At 38.4% G+C, this 16,968-nt stretch carries 21 protein-coding genes; 7 read left to right on the forward strand and 14 right to left on the reverse strand.

Annotated features, from left to right (window positions below):
• The 4 genes from BMX11_RS24395 to BMX11_RS18195 all read left to right on the forward strand — a co-directional run.
• The coding region (locus BMX11_RS24395) for a transposase (RefSeq protein ID WP_175474612.1) at positions 1-320 on the forward strand (320 nt) is incomplete at its 5' end.
• 190 nt (positions 321-510) lie between these two features.
• A complete protein-coding gene (locus BMX11_RS18185; protein WP_090886895.1) occupies positions 511-1,065 on the forward strand; it encodes a hypothetical protein in 555 nt (184 codons plus the stop codon).
• A gap of 110 nt (positions 1,066-1,175) precedes the next feature.
• Positions 1,176-1,970, forward strand: a complete 795-nt coding sequence (locus BMX11_RS18190) for an SDR family oxidoreductase (protein ID WP_090886897.1) — start codon at positions 1,176-1,178, stop codon at positions 1,968-1,970.
• Positions 1,971-1,987: 17 nt separating this feature from the next.
• Complete coding sequence (locus BMX11_RS18195) at positions 1,988-2,902, forward strand: helix-turn-helix domain-containing protein (protein WP_090886899.1); 915 nt, start codon at positions 1,988-1,990, stop codon at positions 2,900-2,902.
• Positions 2,903-3,039: 137 nt separating this feature from the next.
• On the opposite strand, the gene BMX11_RS18200 is transcribed toward BMX11_RS18195, so the two are convergent.
• From BMX11_RS18200 to BMX11_RS18230, 8 genes are all read right to left on the reverse strand, one after another.
• Positions 3,040-3,447: a cupin domain-containing protein gene (locus BMX11_RS18200; RefSeq protein WP_090886901.1), complete on the reverse strand. Its 408-nt coding sequence runs from the start codon at positions 3,445-3,447 to the stop codon at positions 3,040-3,042.
• A 28-nt stretch (positions 3,448-3,475) separates the two neighbouring features.
• Complete coding sequence (locus BMX11_RS18205; RefSeq protein ID WP_090886903.1) at positions 3,476-3,907, reverse strand: organic hydroperoxide resistance protein; 432 nt, start codon at positions 3,905-3,907, stop codon at positions 3,476-3,478.
• A gap of 431 nt (positions 3,908-4,338) precedes the next feature.
• Positions 4,339-4,503, reverse strand: coding sequence for a hypothetical protein (locus BMX11_RS24695; RefSeq protein ID WP_245738707.1), 165 nt, complete (start codon positions 4,501-4,503; stop codon positions 4,339-4,341).
• Positions 4,504-4,586: 83 nt separating this feature from the next.
• Positions 4,587-5,426: an NAD(P)H-dependent flavin oxidoreductase gene (locus BMX11_RS18210; protein ID WP_245738708.1), complete on the reverse strand. Its 840-nt coding sequence runs from the start codon at positions 5,424-5,426 to the stop codon at positions 4,587-4,589.
• Positions 5,427-5,546: 120 nt separating this feature from the next.
• Positions 5,547-6,281, reverse strand: a complete 735-nt coding sequence (locus tag BMX11_RS18215; RefSeq protein ID WP_090886905.1) for an SDR family NAD(P)-dependent oxidoreductase — start codon at positions 6,279-6,281, stop codon at positions 5,547-5,549.
• A 66-nt stretch (positions 6,282-6,347) separates the two neighbouring features.
• On the reverse strand, positions 6,348-6,566 hold the full coding sequence (locus BMX11_RS18220) for a tautomerase family protein (RefSeq protein WP_090886907.1): 219 nt from the start codon (positions 6,564-6,566) through the stop codon (positions 6,348-6,350).
• Positions 6,567-6,596: 30 nt separating this feature from the next.
• Positions 6,597-7,115 carry a YceI family protein gene (locus BMX11_RS18225; protein WP_090886909.1) on the reverse strand — a complete coding sequence of 173 codons (519 nt, stop codon included), beginning with the start codon at positions 7,113-7,115 and terminating at the stop codon, positions 6,597-6,599.
• Between the two features lie 111 nt (positions 7,116-7,226).
• Positions 7,227-7,799 (reverse strand): Crp/Fnr family transcriptional regulator, encoded by a 573-nt coding sequence (locus BMX11_RS18230; RefSeq protein ID WP_090886911.1) that lies wholly within the window; start codon positions 7,797-7,799, stop codon positions 7,227-7,229.
• Positions 7,800-8,067: 268 nt separating this feature from the next.
• On the opposite strand from BMX11_RS18230, the gene BMX11_RS18235 reads away from it, so the two are divergent.
• Positions 8,068-8,886 (forward strand): polysaccharide lyase family protein, encoded by an 819-nt coding sequence (locus BMX11_RS18235; RefSeq protein WP_090886913.1) that lies wholly within the window; start codon positions 8,068-8,070, stop codon positions 8,884-8,886.
• Between the two features lie 72 nt (positions 8,887-8,958).
• Here the strand turns inward: BMX11_RS18235 and BMX11_RS18240 are convergent, their stop codons facing one another.
• Positions 8,959-10,695, reverse strand: coding sequence for a phospho-sugar mutase (locus BMX11_RS18240; RefSeq protein ID WP_090886915.1), 1,737 nt, complete (start codon positions 10,693-10,695; stop codon positions 8,959-8,961).
• Between the two features lie 184 nt (positions 10,696-10,879).
• Between BMX11_RS18240 and BMX11_RS18245 the strand changes: the two genes are divergently transcribed.
• Positions 10,880-12,193 carry an aspartate kinase gene (locus BMX11_RS18245; RefSeq protein WP_090886917.1) on the forward strand — a complete coding sequence of 438 codons (1,314 nt, stop codon included), beginning with the start codon at positions 10,880-10,882 and terminating at the stop codon, positions 12,191-12,193.
• A gap of 318 nt (positions 12,194-12,511) precedes the next feature.
• The gene (gene lysA / locus BMX11_RS18250) at positions 12,512-13,666 is read left to right on the forward strand and encodes a diaminopimelate decarboxylase (RefSeq protein ID WP_090886920.1); all 1,155 of its coding nucleotides are present in this window, start codon (positions 12,512-12,514) and stop codon (positions 13,664-13,666) included.
• Positions 13,667-13,749: 83 nt separating this feature from the next.
• Here lysA and BMX11_RS18255 read toward each other — a convergent pair whose 3' ends face one another.
• The 5 genes from BMX11_RS18255 to BMX11_RS18275 form a co-directional block, all read right to left on the reverse strand.
• Positions 13,750-13,962 carry a hypothetical protein gene (locus tag BMX11_RS18255; RefSeq protein ID WP_090886922.1) on the reverse strand — a complete coding sequence of 71 codons (213 nt, stop codon included), beginning with the start codon at positions 13,960-13,962 and terminating at the stop codon, positions 13,750-13,752.
• Positions 13,963-14,004: 42 nt separating this feature from the next.
• The gene (locus BMX11_RS18260) at positions 14,005-14,811 is read right to left on the reverse strand and encodes a hypothetical protein (RefSeq protein ID WP_139180223.1); all 807 of its coding nucleotides are present in this window, start codon (positions 14,809-14,811) and stop codon (positions 14,005-14,007) included.
• 108 nt (positions 14,812-14,919) lie between these two features.
• Complete coding sequence (locus BMX11_RS18265; protein WP_090886926.1) at positions 14,920-15,300, reverse strand: SRPBCC domain-containing protein; 381 nt, start codon at positions 15,298-15,300, stop codon at positions 14,920-14,922.
• A 76-nt stretch (positions 15,301-15,376) separates the two neighbouring features.
• Complete coding sequence (locus tag BMX11_RS18270; RefSeq protein ID WP_262502425.1) at positions 15,377-15,616, reverse strand: GxxExxY protein; 240 nt, start codon at positions 15,614-15,616, stop codon at positions 15,377-15,379.
• 125 nt (positions 15,617-15,741) lie between these two features.
• Positions 15,742-16,932, reverse strand: coding sequence for an acyl-CoA dehydrogenase family protein (locus tag BMX11_RS18275; RefSeq protein ID WP_090886928.1), 1,191 nt, complete (start codon positions 16,930-16,932; stop codon positions 15,742-15,744).
• Positions 16,933-16,968 lie beyond the last annotated feature (36 nt).

Below are 16,968 nucleotides of genomic sequence, written 5' to 3' on the forward strand. Positions count from 1 at the left end.
ACTTAAGTGCAATAGATATTACCCTGTTATACAAAAGCAGATGGGATATTGAAGTCTTTTTCAAATTCCTCAAACAGGAATTAAATTTCAGCCATCTAATAAACAGAAGTGAAAATGGCATCATGGTAGTACTTTACACTACCATGATTGCCGCAACACTCCTATTAACCTATAAAGAAATTAATGGGCTGAAAGGATATAAAATAATGAAACAACACTTCTTGAATGAGCTGGAAAAATTATTGATGAAAGATATTGTGGCCTTATGTGGTGGTGATCCTAATAAAGTAGATTTATTACTTAAAATTCCCCCAAAGTGATCTTCCGAACACTTATGGTCAAACCACAAGCAAGGGTAAATTCCGTTCGGCATGTTTAAGCTATTATTTATGGTACATCTGGTTATTCTATTTAATTAAAGTTAATGAAACTTAGTGGTTAACAATATGATTTAAGGGCTTATTTATTAATTTACTTATTTTAGACCACCTAAAAAACAGAAATACAACAATGCAAAGAATCAATTTTCAGCCATGCGATTTAAGAATCCTGAACAAAGTGAAGATAATCGCAGTGGCAGCTTTAATATTAATAGCGGGCTGCAATGCAGACAGTAACAAAGCTACAGTGATTCAAAAAGTTGATTCAGTGGCGCTAAAGATCGATTCCAACCCTCCACCTGAAGTTCAGCAAACAGACACTCCCAAGAAAATCCTGCCATCTCCTCCAGCAATTAATGAGGAAGCGATACAAAAGGCTGTTATTTCTAAAACAGATAGTAGTTTCCAGGTATATAATAACATTCGTGCCGACTATCGAATTATAGGATATCAATCGCCTGATACCAATTCGCGAAAAATGGTCCTTTTCTCTGTTTTTACCTCAGATGTACAGGATAATCCCAGTGATTGCCCATACGGTTCCTATTATGGATCGCCCAACAGGGAAGAGTTAGCAATTAAATACATAGGTGATCAGGGAGCTTTTGTTAAGGCCTCGATCAATAAGGAAAGCGGCAAAAGCACTATCATTTATTTCCTGAGAAAATGGGTGGAGTTTGAGTAAATCGTAAAGACGATGAGCCAACCCGTCATTTTGGCTACAACAATCTGCAATATGGCAACGTAGCAGTTTCCAAATCACCTCAACTTTGTGTTGTACAAAAGAAGAACAACATGAAAACAATTTTTATTACAGGAGCTTCAACTGGATTAGGTAAAGCTACCGCCAAATTATTTCAACAAAACGGATGGAAAGTAATTGCTACCATGCGTCAACCTGAGCAGGCTACTGAATTGGCTGACCTGGAAAATATAACTGTATTGCCATTAGACGTTACCAACCTGGAACAAATTAACCATACCGTTCAACTCGCCATTCAACTGGGGGTAGACGTTGTATTTAACAATGCAGGTTACGGTTTAGTGGGCGCCATGGAGGCCATTAGCGACGAGCAATTGCAGAAACAGATCAACACCAATTTACTGGGGGTACTAAGAGTAAGTCAGGCATTCATTCCTTATTTCAGAAAAAGAAACAGTGGCATGTTCATTACCACCACTTCAATGGGAGGGTTGTTCACTCTTCCTTTGGGATCGGTTTATCACGCTACAAAATTTGCGTTAGAAGGTTGGAGTGAAAGCCTTTCTTATGAAATGGCCTTATTTAATGTAAGCGTAAAAACAGTTGCGCCAGGTGGAATTGCTACCGATTTCGCCGGCCGTTCAATCGATAAACCTTCACATCCAGTATATGATGAGGTAGATCGCAAACTTTGGGCATTATTTGATTTTGATAGTTTTTCCACCGCAGAGCAAATCGCTAGCGTGGTTTATGAGGCGGCAACAGATGGAAAGAATCAGGTGCGCTATGTAGCTGGAAATGATGCTAATACGCTTTATGCGAGATATCGTGAAATTGGTAATGAGGAATTTAGAAAAGAGATTTCCAAAACCATTTTAGGTATTTAATTCTGTAAATTAGCGCTATGAAAAAGGCTCCTGTTGCTCCATATAAAATAGATTCAATTAGTGGCTTGCATCGCCTCCTGGAGCTGTCAAGTCCCTCACATCCATTAATTAGCCTTATTGACAATACAAAAATCGCAGTGGAGATGGGACAACTTCCAGAAACATTTCTTTTGAGCTTTTATAAAATATCTTACAAAAAACTGCTCAAAGGAAGGATGGGTTACGGACAGGGGTATTATGATTATGATGAAGGTGGACTGGTATTTACCGCACCTCATCAAATTATTTCTATAGCGGCTGATGCCGAATTTTATGGTGTAACCTTGCTTATTCATCCCGATTTTATCCGAAATTACAGCTTGGCAACAAGTATTAAAAATTATGGCTTCTTCAATTACGAAGCGAATGAGGCGTTACATCTATCAGAAAAAGAACGCAGCACCATTCAGGAAGTGCTGGGCCATATCAGCAGGGAACTTCAAAATCCGATAGATGATTTTAGCCAGGATGTACTGATTTCGTATCTGGAAGTGCTGCTCAATTACAGCAATCGTTTTTATAAAAGACAATTTATAACCAGGAAAGCCGTCAATCACGACTTGCTTGCTAAAATGGAACATCTTTTAAACGAATATTTCGAGCCGGAGAATGCGCTGAATAAAGGTTTACCAACCGTTGAGTTTTTAGCGGAAAAACTAAATCTTTCTCCACGCTATTTAAGCGACATGCTTCGTTCACTTACCGGGCAAAACGCCCAACAGCACATACACGAAAAATTGATTGAACGCGCAAAGGAGAGGCTCTCTACCACAAGATTGACGGTGAGTGAAATCGCCTATGAACTGGGATTTGAACATCCTCAATCTTTTAGTAAGTTGTTTAAAATCAAAACTAAACAATCTCCTGTCGACTTCAGACAGTCTTTTAATTAAAAGCAGGAAGATCAGTAAAAGAAAAAGGTTTATCGCCCTGTGTATATGGGCTAATAAACCTTTTGTTTTGATCAATTCGGATGCGTCTTTATGATTTAAATCATTGCTTTAGAAATATCTGTAAGCATTTCACATTCTTATTTTACCAGCGTGAGAATAGGCTTGCCCTTCTCCACAATATAGGTCGCCAATTCTACAGCCTTATTATTTCCTACATTTTTAGCAGAATGGGCTTTTCCTGCAGGAATAAATAGTACCTCCCCGGCTTTCAGGATCACCGGTTTCTGTCCCTCTACTTCGTACTGTAACGTACCCGCCAGTACGTAGATAACTTCTTCACCCGGATGGTTATGTTTACCAAAAGCACTACCTTTTTCAAAACTGATGGTAGCTTGCACCGCTTCATGACCAGGAACACTAATATCATGTCGTTGAAGATCTGTCCGTTTTACACCGGTCTGTGCAAAGGCACTATCTGGAGTCAAGAACAAGCTAACTCCTGTTATGGTGATTGCTGCAATTAGCAGTTTTTTTATATTTTTCATCTTGTTTATAGTTATATAAAATTTGCCATTAAAGGATAATGGTTTCTACATTGATATTGCCTTTAGTAGCTTTTGAATATGGACAAGTGGTGTGGGCAATTTCTGCAATCTGTTTAGCTGTTTCCTTGTCAATTCCTGGCAAACTAATGCTTAATCGAGCTTGTAATGAATATTGACCGTCAAGAAGACATAAATCAATTTCCGCATTTACACTTGCGTCAACGGGTAATTTTAATTTTAGTCCGGCGGCAGCAAATCCCATTGCACCGATAAAGCAAGCAGACCATCCTGCGGCGAATAATTGTTCAGGATTTGTGCCAGGACCGTTTGCGCCCGGAGAGGTTAATTTGATGTCTAACCGTCCATCAGTACTTTTTGAAGTGCCCTCACGACCACCTGTAGTTACTGTTTTTCCAGTGTATAATACTTTTGCTGTTTGAGAATTGTTTGTAGTTTCCATTGTTTTGATTTTATGTTTATTGTTCTTATTTCTAGATCAAAATTACCTTCAATAAGCTTTCAAAACCATTGGAAATTGGCCGAACTGGACAATGTGGCTGGGGAAGTAGACAATTGAGCCCATGGTCCGTGACCCACGGACCAGCATAAAGGTTAGTAACCCACGGACCAGCTAAAAGGTTAGTGACCCACGGACCAATACAAGGTCTTAGCAAGGCGCTGGCAATGCTGTTAACTTAAGCTAAATGCTGTGTGAGCTTCCAATATGAAATCGGCCCAAGTACTTGAAGGCCTTCTTAATAAGTCGAAAACTAAAATAGATTACCCTTCGACAACTTGTCCCGATTTTACATCGGGAGGCAAGGATGACAATCCATTTTAGTTTTCTCCATAAGTTAATAGCATTGGAGACGCTAATACCAGATTGAGGCGCTACACATTCCTCAACATTTCAAAATGTGCATTCGTGTCAGTAATCAACGCCTTCATCAGCGTTGCGGCTTTTTTGTGTTTAAGGATAGGGGCGATTTGTCCACCCCAGAATAAAATCATATCCCATTTTTCCTGTTCAATTGCAGCCAGCCTTAAATTCGACATAAAATGAGATTGCAAGGGGAATGGCAAAAAGTCCCGGTCATCTCTCAGCAGATCTTGCGCCACTCGACTGGTAATTCCCCTTCCTAATCTCCCTGTAAATGCTCGAGATAGAGTGGTATATTTTGAAGCGTCTGAAAAAACATTTCTTTATGTATTTTAGTCGCATTCGATTCATCAGTAGCGAGAAAAGCTGTTCCCAGCTGTACGGCATCAGCCCCTAGAGTCAATGCAGCAGCTACACCTCTTCCGTTAGCAATTCCACCGGCTGCAATAACAGGGGTTTTTACCTTTTCTTTAATCAATTGAAGCAGAACAAAAGTTCCAGTAGTGGAAGCTTCAGCACTGGTTAAGAAGGAGGGGCGATGGCCACCAGCCTCAAAGCCAGAAGCTATTATCAAATCAACACCGACTGATTCCAGTACTAAAGCCTCATCTAATGTGGTAGCAGCACCAATGGTTTTAATGCCCAATCGACGACACTGCTCTAATATATCGTCAGATGGTGCACCAAACATAAAACTAAATACGGGTGGTTTGCGGTCAAGTATAACTTCTACCTGATTTTCAAACCTCGTTTGAAAAGGAGCAGGCTTTGCTGGTAGCGTTATTCCCAACTCATCAAAATAAGGCTTGAATAAATCTTGAGCTTTCTTAAATTGTTCATCGGAAACAGTACCATTAATGGCATCAGTATCTGAAACCCAAAGATTAATATTGTATGGCTTATCCGTAGCAGCTCTGATTTGTTTATCTACTTCCACAATTTCCTGCGGACTTAAAGTATAAGCCCCATAACCACCTAAGCCACCTGCATTTGAAACCGTTGCAACCAGGTCAACAGAAGATAAGTTTCCGCCAAACGGCCCTTGTAGAATCGGATAATCAATATCCAATAATTCTGATGCTTTAGTTTGATACCACATCTTGATACACTTAAATTATTTCTATAGGTCATCATTTAACTCATGATGAACCGATAATTACTTATTTTATGGAAAGATAAGAATTCATTGCGATGAAGATCATACCTTCTACTGCGATAATTAATTCAAATGGTGACCAGCATCCATACCGCCATCCACATTGATAATAGCACCACTGATAAAATTGCTTTTAGCTACAGTGTAGGCCATCTCCGCTACATCTTCCACTTCCCCTACGCGATTTAACAAGTGGATTCCAGCACTCTGATCTGCTTCTTCACCATGCATAGGTGTGCGGATTACCCCAGGAGCAATGGTATTTACCCGGATGTTATCTTTACCAAACTCAGCTGCTAATTGCAAAGTAAGGGCGTGTATTGCACCCTTAGAAGAAATAGGAGCAGTTGAAGGAGCGCCACCCAGTGCATGATAAACCAAAGGCGTTCCGATATTGATTACTACACCACCTTTTTGTTTTAGCATTTGCGGCAAAATAGCTTGCGTAGTGAAATAAGTTCCTTTCAAATTGGTATTTAAAAAACGATCTAAATAAGCTTCGTCTACTTCCAAAAATGGCTTGGTTTCATAAATACCTGCATTATTGATGAGCACATCTACAGCACCAAATCTATCTAAAGCAGTTTTTAATAAAGCTTCGCCAGTACTTTTAGCTTGCACGTTACCTGCTACCATCGCTAAATTTTCTCCCGCACCAAGTTCCTGATATACTTCTTCCAGTTTACTGGCAGTTGAAGAATTAATAATTACGTTATCTCCGTGATTTAAAAAATGACGGGCTATTCCTTTACCAATACCTGATGAGGCACCGGTTACTATTATGGTTTGTGTTTTCATGTTGTTTTCTGTTTATAAAACCACCACATGCTATTTGTATGTTTTTGAGCAAATGGTGGATCTAGATTATTTTTTATCTGCTGTAATTCCCTTTGCTCTTAGTTCGGATACTTGTTCTCCGGCAAAACCCCAGTCATCAAGATCATATTCTTTAATCAGCACATGTGTTAGCTGAGGGTTTTTATTCAATACATCAGAAATTAAATCTGTTACCCCCTTAATAAGGGCTTGTTTTTGCTCTTTAGTAACGCCTTCACGGGTTACTTCAATTTTTACTACTGGCATAACTATAATTTTTTAAGCTAATGCATGTGTTTAAGCAGCTTTAGCAGTAATACTTACATTTAACTCAAACTCATTGTAAATTAAGGTGTCACCCAAATTCTGAAAGAAGTTTCCGGAGCGGAATTTCATACCATATTTAGTACGGTCTACCACCAATTTGCCGGAAGCAGTTAAGGTATCGCCCGAAACGTTAACATTAACGTCGAAGCTGATAGGATGGGATATACCTTTGATGGTTAAGTTAGCCTCAATATGATCTCCATTAACAGCGATAATCGAAAGATTGGCTTCCTGGTAGTCTTGAGTAGAGAAGAAGTCATCTGAAACGAGGTGACCTAAGAATTGTGCATTGGTATCAGGATCTGTGATATCTAATATTTTAATTGAAGTGGTATCTACAATAATCTCACCATCAGTTACCTGGCCATTAGTTAATGTTACTTCACCGCCTTTGATGCCGATAGTGCCATTATGTGCTCCAGTTACTTTTTTTCCGATCCAGTCAATATGACTTTGCGTATTGACAATCTCAAATTTTTGATTTTCCATTTTGATTTGTGTTTTAATTACACCTCAAAAGTCGGCAGGAAAAGCGGGTTGATCGCGTGACCTACATCACATTCAAAAAATCGGCTATCATTAAGTGATCTACATCACCAATCAGGTATGGTAAAGTCGGCTAAGTGTTTCGCGGGAAACACCTAAATAAGCCGCAATGAGGTTTTTAGGCACAATATTATAAAGCTCTGGATACAATGTCAATAATTCTTCGTAACGGAACTTCACATTATTATTCATGAAGGAGAGGAGCCTCTTTTGCGCAGCAACATAACCTTTATTGGTTCTCCAACGGAAGAAATATTCAACAGCATGAATCTCCTTGCACAATTTCTCTCTATCAGCATTGCTGATACAAAGTATTTCTGAATCGGTAATACAATCTAATGTAGTAGTAGCTTTGGTACGATTGTACAAGGCATTAAAATCAGAAGCCCACCAGGTAGGCATCGCAAACTGAAGTATAAACATCTTAAGTTCGTCATTGATATAAAAGGATTTTAAGCAACCGGAAATGACAAAATATTCGCAATCCACCATGCTGCCTTCAGAAATGATTACCTGACCTTTCTTGAAAGTTTGAATTTTAAAATGCGAATAAATATATTCAAACTGTTCGTCAGTGAGCTCAACAATTTTGGCGATATAGGCTTTTAAAGTTTCCTTTGCTTTCATGCAGACAATTATATCATATAAAATTAGTATTTAAATCAGGAAAATATTGCGCCAGGATAAAAATGTATTGGCACTGACTAAATAAACCCGCATCAAAACAGATATTTCAATACTTTTATTCAATTCCTTGTTCATCGGCTTTTCATTTCTTCCCCCTTACAAATTTTGGTGTACAGCTATGATTTACACCCTATAATCTTGGGAATATTACCCTATAGAAAAACGCTATGCGATTAATTTTGAGCTAATAACCAACCAATTATCAATTATGAAAGTATTAGTAACAAAAACTTTGATCATCTGTATATCAGGCATTGCAAGCTTATTGGGCATTAGCTGTATAGCTGGTGAAGATCGGGTAGATTTAAAATCAAATGGGAAGCCTCAGCCTCAATTTCGAAACCTATTGTGGGATGGGGCAGCATCTAAAGGAACAGATGCATTTAAGCAGGTACAGTTTCAAGACAATGGTGGAAAGTATAATTCTACTAATGGTTCGTTTATAAAGGCCGTTGACGATGCCACGGAAGGAACGGTATGGCAATTCCATAAGAATGCGCTCGATAAAAGATGCGAAGCCTTAGGAGCTAAGGGAATTACCCCAGCATTGGGACAGACCTATTTTATAGGGTTTCGCTTTAAACTCCCAGAAACTCCAAAATCGGGACAGCCCGGAGGCTCTTTTACGCTAATGCAGTGGAAGACTTCCGGTACACCTAACACACAGAACTATCCCTTTTTATTGGTATACAATAGTGGAAGAATTAAATTAGAATTTTATCCCGACTTAACCTCACCAAATATTTTATTGTTCGCAGAAAAGGTAAGTCCGAATCAATGGTACAGTATTGTAATTAAAGTTACAGCAGGAAATACAACAAACACAGGAAATATGCAGGTTTGGTGGGGAGATGATGCCAGTCCAGAAACTTTACAAACTGGGGGTGATAATTACGCCGGAAAAACATTTGACGGAACTTCTATTGATCCCAAATGGGGTTATTATCGCGATTCTGGGAAAGATGGAGATGTTTTCATTTCCAGATTAAAGATTGGTAATACCTGGAATGATGTTAAACCTTATTAAGGTACGGAAAGAGAATACAAAAAAAGCACAGTTGATGATTCAACTGTGCTTTTTCCACTCTTAAATTAAAGCTTAAGCCTGTAAATCAGTCATTACTGTCTTTATTTTATCGGCCAATTGCTCATTCACGGTTGCAAAGTCTTTACGATCTGCCAGTGGAGCATTTACACTGCAATAAAATTTAATTTTAGGCTCTGTACCACTCGGACGGGCAGAAACAATACTTCCATCTTCGGTGATAAACTGTAAAACATCCGATTTAGGATAATCTAATTTCGAAACTTTTCCAGTAGCCAGATCAGTCTCCTGACCTAACTCATAATCTTTAAGCACAGAAACTTTAGAACCACCTAAGCTGGCAGGAGGGTTATTTCTAAACTTTTCCATCATGGCTTTAATCTCTTCAGCTCCTGCCTTACCTTTTTTGGTTAATGAAACTAAATCTTCTTTGTACAAGCCATACTCCACATACATATCCAATAGCGCATTGTACAAGCTGTTGCCCTTATCTTTATAGTATGCTGTCATTTCAGCAATAAAAGCCGCCGAAACAACGGCATCCTTATCGCGAACTAAATCCCCAATCAGGTATCCATAGCTTTCTTCGCCGCCACCAATAAAGTATTTCTTACCTTCTAATTCTGTCATTAACTGCCCGATGTACTTAAATCCGGTTAGGGTATTGTAGTAAGTAACATCTTTCTTTTTGGCAATTTCTTCAATTAAATTAGAGGTTACAATAGTTTTTACAATAAACTGATTTCCATCTAGTTTACCCTTTTCCTGCCAGGCACTTAACAAATAGTTGATGAGTAAACAACCTGTTTGGTTACCATTTAAAAGTACCCATTCATCGTTATTGTCTTTTACCGCAATCCCCACACGGTCGGCATCCGGGTCCGTAGCCAAAACTAAATCAGCATCAATTTCCTTTGCTTTATTCATCGCCAGGGTTAATGCTTCTTTCTCTTCCGGATTTGGATAAACAACTGTTGGGAAATTTCCATCAGGCTTACTTTGTTCTTCTACTAAAGTAACATTGGTAAAACCAAACTGAGCCAAAGCTTTAGGCACTAAAGTAATCCCTGTACCGTGAATAGGAGAAAAAACAATCTTTAAATCATGCTGGCGCTTAATCGCATCCGGAGAGATAGAAAGTGCAGTAATGCCATCTAAATAAAGTTGATCTACTTCTTCACCAATCAATTCAATGTTAGCGTCTACACGGTCAAACTTAACCTCATCTATGCTTTTAATCTTATTTACTTCATCAATTACCAATTTATCATCTGGCGAAGTAAACTGCCCACCATCTGCACCATAAGCCTTATATCCATTATATTCTTTAGGATTATGTGAGGCGGTTAGCATTACACCACTTTTACAACCGAAATGACGTACGGCAAATGAAAGTTCAGGAGTAGGTCTTAAAGCTGAAAAGAAGTAAACATGAATACCATTTGCAGAAAAAACATCGGCAGTAATTTTGGCAAAATAATCCGAATTGTTTCGGCTATCATGCGCTATGACTACCTTAATTTTTTCGTTTGGATATTTATTGTTCAGGTAATTGGCCAAACCCTGTGTAGCCGTGCCAATGGTATATTTGTTTATACGGTTTGAGCCAGCGCCCATAATACCACGTAAACCGCCGGTACCAAACTCTAAACTTTTATAAAACGAGTCTGTAAGTTCTGTTGTTGCCTCTTTATCTACAAGCGCCTGTATTTCGGCCTTGGTATTTTCATCATAATTTCCGCTTAGCCATTGGTTAATTGTGGCTTGTGTAGATTCATCAATTCCTTGCATTGAGCTATATTTTAAATTTAATATCTGGTGTTGAACAATTTTTTTTGGAAGATGTTTGGCTAGAATTTTTAATTTTATAACCAATCCAAATTTTATTTTGTTGAGGGTGTTGCTTTTAAGTTGCTTTTGCTTAATTTCACGCCCCGATACAATTATAAAGAAAATTACATATTCCAGTACAAAAATGAAAATATTAAAATTTGGGGGTACCTCTGTAGGTAGTCCCGAACGCATGACCAAGTTGTTGGATATTATAAATCCAAATGAAGAGCAGATTGTAGTTTTATCAGCAGTGTCTGGTACAACCAATAGTTTAGTAGAAATTGCAAACAACTTTTTGGCTGGAGATAAGAAGAAGGGAAGCGAGTGCGTCGAAAATCTGTATCAAAAATATAAAGCTTTTGTTATTGAGTTATTGCCTGAGGCAGAATTCCAGGAGCAGGGAAATGAAGTGATCGATTATCACTTTAAGTTCCTCGCAGGATTTGCAAACGATATTTTCACACCAATAGAGGAGAAGATCGTTTTAGCACAAGGCGAATTGCTATCTACAACTTTATACCACATTTATCTAAAATCTATCAATGTACCTTCGGTATTATTGCCTGCTTTAGATTTCATGAAAACGGATGAAGATAACGAGCCAGATGTTCCTTTTACCACGAAACACTTAACCCCGCTGTTAGAGCAACATAAGGACAATAAATTATTTATCACGCAAGGTTATATCTGTCGCAATAGCTTCGGCGAAGTAGATAACCTTCGTCGTGGTGGAAGTGATTATACCGCATCTTTATTGGGAGCTGCTATTTTAGCTGAAGAAGTTCAGATCTGGACAGATATTGATGGTATGCACAATAACGATCCCAGAATTGTTAAGGGCACAAAACCTATTGCACAATTATCATTTGATGAAGCTGCAGAGTTGGCTTATTTCGGTGCTAAAATCTTGCATCCTCAATCTGTATTTCCTGCGCAGAAATATAAAATTCCTGTTCGTTTGTTAAATACCATGGAGCCAAGTGCTGCAGGAACTTTAATTACTTACGACAGTGAAAAAGGGAAAATTAAATCCATTGCAGCAAAGGATGGCATTACGGCAATAAGAATTCAATCGAGCCGAATGTTATTGGCATATGGCTTTTTAAGAAGGGTTTTTGAAGTTTTTGAACGCTATAAAACGCCTATCGACATGATTACTACTTCTGAAGTAGCCGTATCGCTAACCATTGATGATACCTCACACTTAGCAGAAATAAAAACAGAACTGGAAACTTTTGGTTCGGTGGTAATCGACGAAAATCATACTATTGTTTGTGTTGTAGGTGATTTCGGAGCTGATAAGCATGGTTTTGCCAGTCGCGTTTTCGAATCCTTAAAGCACATTCCAATCCGAATGATTTCTTATGGTGGAAGCAATTACAATGTTTCCTTATTAATTCAGGGAGAGTACAAAACGGAAGCCTTAAGAAGCCTACACAGCAGATTATTTGAATAATAGCCAGTAAGTAATTAAAATAACAATAAAGCCGATAAGCAGATGCACACGCAGAAAGTTTATCGGCAACATTCCGTTTTTATGTTTTCTATAAGAGTTATAAAGCCCTAATGAAATGATAAAAAGGACAAATAGGGCAGCAGCTATAACCATTTTTTCAGCGATAGGAAAAAGATAAAAATTAAGAGTAGTACAATAGAAAACCGGATTTTGCCATTGTATTGTTTTTGCGTTATCCTTCCGTGCTTTAAATCGAGATAGTTGCCTATATAAATTAGCCCAAAGAATAAAATTAAAATTATAATAAGGAATCTGAACATGTTCGCCGATAAAGATATATCAAAGTTTAACAATATTGAAACGCCTTTTTACTATTACGACACAGATTTGCTTCAAAAAACATTGAGTAACTGTGCTGAAGCCGCTGCGAATTACCAATTTCATATCCACTATGCATTAAAGGCAAACTTTAATACTGTACTCCTAAATCAGATCAAAGCGGTTGGGTTTGGTGCTGACTGCGTAAGTGCTGGTGAAGTAAGAAGAGCAGTTGAAGTGGGATTTGATCACCAAAAAATTGTTTTTGCAGGGGTTGGTAAATCCGACAAAGAAATTAATGAGGCATTAGATTTGGATATTTTCTGCTTTAATGTAGAATCTATCCAGGAATTGGAAGTTTTAAACGAACTGGCGGCTAAAAAAGGCAAAACAGCACAGGTAGCCATTCGTATTAACCCTAACGTTGATGCACATACGCACCATAACATTACCACAGGCTTAGACGAAAACAAGTTTGGCATTAACTCATGGGATTTACCTGCATGTGCCGATACTTTGAAAGCCTCTGCGAATCTAAAATTCATTGGTATCCACTTTCACATTGGTTCTCAAATTACCAATTTAGACGTGTACAAAAATCTTTGTGTAAGGGTAAACGAATTTGCCACATGGTTTGAGGATAAAGGATTTACGCTTAAAGTTTTAAATGTTGGAGGTGGTTTAGGTATTGATTATTATAATCCTGACCATCAAATTCCTGATTTCGCTGCCTATTTCAAAATCTTTAATGATTTTTTAACCGTTAAACCAGGACAAGAAGTTCACTTTGAATTGGGTAGAGCTTTAGTTGGCCAATCTGCCGCTTTAATTACAAGAGTGCTCTATATCAAAAATGGTAAGAAGAAAAATTTCGTTGTATTAGATGCAGGTATGACTGAGTTGATGCGTCCGGCTTTATACCAGGCTTACCATAAAATAGAGAACCTAACTCGTGGAGCAGGAACTGCAGTTAAATACGATATTGTGGGGCCTATATGCGAAAGCACAGATTGTTTTGGCAAAGAAGTAGAACAACCTGAATCATTTAGAGGCGATGTTTTTGCTATCCGCAGTGCAGGCGCTTACGGAGAAGTGATGGCTTCAAAATATAACTTAAGAGATGCAATAAGATCTGTTTATAGCTCAGAAATATAGGATCGAATTCAATTTTACCAACAAGGTACTAAGACATGAAAAGATTATTTTTGATGTTTTGGTGCCTTTGTGGTTAATATACACTACTTCTTTTTTGAAGCCACAAGAACTACAATTCCAGCGAGGAGAATAACCCCACCTGCATAGGGCGGCCAATTTACCGATTTTTCTTTATCAGCTGAGATCTGTATTGGGCCAGCATCAACAACCTTTTCTCTTTTGGTGTAAGAAAATCCAGTCCAAACCAGCATGGCGATGCCAACTACGATTAATACTAGTCCTATTGTTCTGTTCATAATAGATTTTTCCTATCAGAACAACCAATTTTCCTAATGGTTTTAATTAAATGAATAACCCAAACTTATTTTTTGAGAAAAGTTTGATGTGGTACCTGTCTCTAAACCCAACGATATCCTCCTGATCAGTAAGTGATAGTTGAATATCCAGCCCACTGTATTAGCACCATCTTTGTTGCTTATCGATGATCCAAATCTAAAGCTGTTACTCAAACTGGGGCTTCCACCAATAAATAGCTTAAACGCATGCTTAATGTCGTGATTTCGGCGCGCACGCCATATAATTTCCGTAGATAAACCTGTTGTCCAGATAAAACTTCGGTCAGTTACAGCAACATAGGTTGGTATTTTTCCATTGAAAGTATTCCGCCTAAAATCGGTGTAAGGTCCATTTTCAAAACTAAAAGAATTTTGAAAGCTCAGATAGCGAAAGTCTGTATTACCATTTTCTGATGTATTATGTAAGCCTATAGAAAATTGCAACCCAGCACCTGCGTAGTTTTTCTTAAAATTATTGAGATATTGCTCACGATCTTCAGCAGTTTGTAGATCAGTACCACCTTCAGCCTTTCCTGCATAGCCAAACAAACCATACCCGATGTTGAAGTTTTTAAATGTGTGTGCAGCGGATAAATTGAGCATTCCCATTTCAAAAGCAATGCCTGGAGAACTTCCACCAGCAAAACTCCCGGTTATGCTCGTCAATGTATGAATACTATCGGCTACCATTGGCTTGGGCATATAGCCTATATTACTACCGGGAACGGCAGTGGTTAAAAAAGTACTGCAAGAACTTAGAACAGCTATCATGCAAATGCACAATACCTGTAGAAGCGTTATTTTTTTCATAATCTAGATTGGAGCGGTTGAGCGTTTATGGAGATGGGTGGGTTTTGTATCCCGCAGATTTAAAAGTTTTTCTGCGTAAATCAATAAAATCTGCGGGAAAACCTTTAGTTATTCATCAAAGAAATCAACCAGGCCACCTAAAAAATACTCTTCAATGCCTTCGGTAAAATCTTCATAATCTTCATCAGGAATATTGGTCTGTTTAAACTCCAGCGAAGTTCCCTTTCTATCTTCATGTAATTTAATGGTCACGATAGAAGGTTCGTTTTCTTCACCGAAGTACCACTGTTGCACGATCTTCTTTCCATATTCAAACTCCAGGTTCTTTCCGGTAATGTCACCATCCCAAAAGGAGAATTCAGTTTCCGGAGTTTCCTCAAACTCAACCTCTGCACCAGTCCACAGCTTGATACTGGTTTCTTTGGTTAATGCTAAATAAACTTCTTCAGGAGTAGCGGGGATGTAGGTGTATTTTTTAAAGTCTTTCATAATTTTCGCTTCGCGAACAGGATTATTGGATTACCAGGATTTTTGAAGATCAAGGCACTAATTTAACTTCATTATGTTAACAGAAAGTTAAGTTATGGCTTGTTAAGCCTGTTCTGTATTTATTTACTGTAGGGTTGTATATCTTTTTAAATTGTAAGCTTGTTGCGCCAAAATTAATTAATAATCCGATATCAAAATCAAAGGCAACAACAAAATTTTTTGCCTGAGCTAAAGGTGCATTTTCAAGATTAAAGCAAGCTTTAAGTTCAACAACAAGAATAACCTCTATCACAAAGTCGGCTCTGCGTTTTCCCAACCATTATTCCATCATAAAATATCTCTTGTTCAACTTCCCGTTTAAACTTGATGTTTGCCTATTCAATTCTATTGCTAAACAACGCTGATAAATCACCTCTGCAAGCCATTCCCTTAATCCTTAAATTATTTAAAAGCATTCAACCCGGTAACATCCATACCCGTAATTAACAAATGAATATCGTGCGTTCCTTCATAGGTAACTACCGATTCGAGGTTCATCATATGGCGCATAATGGAATACTCACCTGTAATTCCCATTCCTCCAAGCATTTGACGGGCATTCCTGGCAATATCCAGCGCAATTTCTACACTATTTCTTTTAGCCATAGAAATTTGCTCTGCAGAAGCTCTACCTTCACTTTTGAGTACCCCCAATCGCCAAACCAGTAGCTGCGCTTTCGTAATTTCGGTAACCATTTCGGCTAATTTCTTTTGTTGCAACTGAAAACCACCAATGGGTTTACCAAACTGAATGCGTTCTTTCGAGTAACGAAGTGCCGTATCATAGCAATCCATGGCAGCGCCTAATGCGCCCCAGGCTATTCCATAACGCGCTTGATTTAAACAGCCCAACGGACCTTTCAATCCGCTGATTTCAGGAAAAATATTTTCCTTAGGAATTTCAACATGATCAAATACCAGTTCGCCTGTTGCTGAAGCACGTAAACTCCATTTATTGTGGGTTTCAGGAGTAGAAAATCCTTTCATTCCTCTTTCCACCACCATTCCCCTGATTTTACCGGATTCATCTTTGGCCCATACCACCGCAATATCTGCAAATGGTGCGTTGCTGATCCACATTTTAGCACCATTCAATATATAATGGCTTCCGGCATCCTTAATATTGCTTACCATTCCTCCGGGATTAGAGCCGTGGTCGGGTTCTGTTAAACCGAAACAACCCATCCATTCGCCACTAGCCAGCTTCGGTAAATACTTTTTACGTTGTTCTTCAGTACCATAAGCATAGATAGGATACATTACTAACGATCCTTGTACAGAAGCTGTAGAGCGAATTCCTGAATCCCCGCGTTCAATTTCCTGCATCAAAATGCCATAAGCAGTGTAATCTAAGCCTGCGCCACCATATTCAACGGGGATTGTCGGGCCAAAAGCGCCGATCTCAGCCAAACCTTTGATCAGGTGTTTAGGAAACTCAGCTTTTTGAGCATAATCTTCAATTATAGGGGTAACTTCCTTTTTAACCCAATCTCTGGCAGTTGCCCTGATCAATTTATGTTCATCAGTTAACAACTCATCTAACAGGTAATAATCTGGTGCTTCGTAAAGATCTTTTTTTGCTGATTTGCTCATGGACTTAAAAAATTTGGTTAAGAAATGGCTTCCAAT

It is taken from the genome of Pedobacter rhizosphaerae (assembly GCF_900111155.1).
Lineage (GTDB): Bacteria > Bacteroidota > Bacteroidia > Sphingobacteriales > Sphingobacteriaceae > Pedobacter > Pedobacter rhizosphaerae.

What these genes read in the sequence shown, in the direction of transcription:
- BMX11_RS18185 (WP_090886895.1), top strand. Translation starts at nt 511, where the DNA reads ATGCAAAGAATCAATTTTCAGCCATGCGATTTAAGAATCCTGAACAAA.
- BMX11_RS18190 (WP_090886897.1), top strand. Translation starts at nt 1,176, where the DNA reads ATGAAAACAATTTTTATTACAGGAGCTTCAACTGGATTAGGTAAAGCT.
- BMX11_RS18195 (WP_090886899.1), top strand. Translation starts at nt 1,988, where the DNA reads ATGAAAAAGGCTCCTGTTGCTCCATATAAAATAGATTCAATTAGTGGC.
- BMX11_RS18200 (WP_090886901.1), bottom strand. Translation starts at nt 3,447, where the DNA reads ATGAAAAATATAAAAAAACTGCTAATTGCAGCAATCACCATAACAGGA.
- BMX11_RS18205 (WP_090886903.1), bottom strand. Translation starts at nt 3,907, where the DNA reads ATGGAAACTACAAACAATTCTCAAACAGCAAAAGTATTATACACTGGA.
- BMX11_RS24695 (WP_245738707.1), bottom strand. Translation starts at nt 4,503, where the DNA reads ATGTCGAATTTAAGGCTGGCTGCAATTGAACAGGAAAAATGGGATATG.
- BMX11_RS18210 (WP_245738708.1), bottom strand. Translation starts at nt 5,426, where the DNA reads ATGTGGTATCAAACTAAAGCATCAGAATTATTGGATATTGATTATCCG.
- BMX11_RS18215 (WP_090886905.1), bottom strand. Translation starts at nt 6,281, where the DNA reads ATGAAAACACAAACCATAATAGTAACCGGTGCCTCATCAGGTATTGGT.
- BMX11_RS18220 (WP_090886907.1), bottom strand. Translation starts at nt 6,566, where the DNA reads ATGCCAGTAGTAAAAATTGAAGTAACCCGTGAAGGCGTTACTAAAGAG.
- BMX11_RS18225 (WP_090886909.1), bottom strand. Translation starts at nt 7,115, where the DNA reads ATGGAAAATCAAAAATTTGAGATTGTCAATACGCAAAGTCATATTGAC.
- BMX11_RS18230 (WP_090886911.1), bottom strand. Translation starts at nt 7,799, where the DNA reads ATGAAAGCAAAGGAAACTTTAAAAGCCTATATCGCCAAAATTGTTGAG.
- BMX11_RS18235 (WP_090886913.1), top strand. Translation starts at nt 8,068, where the DNA reads ATGAAAGTATTAGTAACAAAAACTTTGATCATCTGTATATCAGGCATT.
- BMX11_RS18240 (WP_090886915.1), bottom strand. Translation starts at nt 10,695, where the DNA reads ATGCAAGGAATTGATGAATCTACACAAGCCACAATTAACCAATGGCTA.
- BMX11_RS18245 (WP_090886917.1), top strand. Translation starts at nt 10,880, where the DNA reads ATGAAAATATTAAAATTTGGGGGTACCTCTGTAGGTAGTCCCGAACGC.
- lysA (WP_090886920.1), top strand. Translation starts at nt 12,512, where the DNA reads ATGTTCGCCGATAAAGATATATCAAAGTTTAACAATATTGAAACGCCT.
- BMX11_RS18255 (WP_090886922.1), bottom strand. Translation starts at nt 13,962, where the DNA reads ATGAACAGAACAATAGGACTAGTATTAATCGTAGTTGGCATCGCCATG.
- BMX11_RS18260 (WP_139180223.1), bottom strand. Translation starts at nt 14,811, where the DNA reads ATGAAAAAAATAACGCTTCTACAGGTATTGTGCATTTGCATGATAGCT.
- BMX11_RS18265 (WP_090886926.1), bottom strand. Translation starts at nt 15,300, where the DNA reads ATGAAAGACTTTAAAAAATACACCTACATCCCCGCTACTCCTGAAGAA.
- BMX11_RS18275 (WP_090886928.1), bottom strand. Translation starts at nt 16,932, where the DNA reads ATGAGCAAATCAGCAAAAAAAGATCTTTACGAAGCACCAGATTATTAC.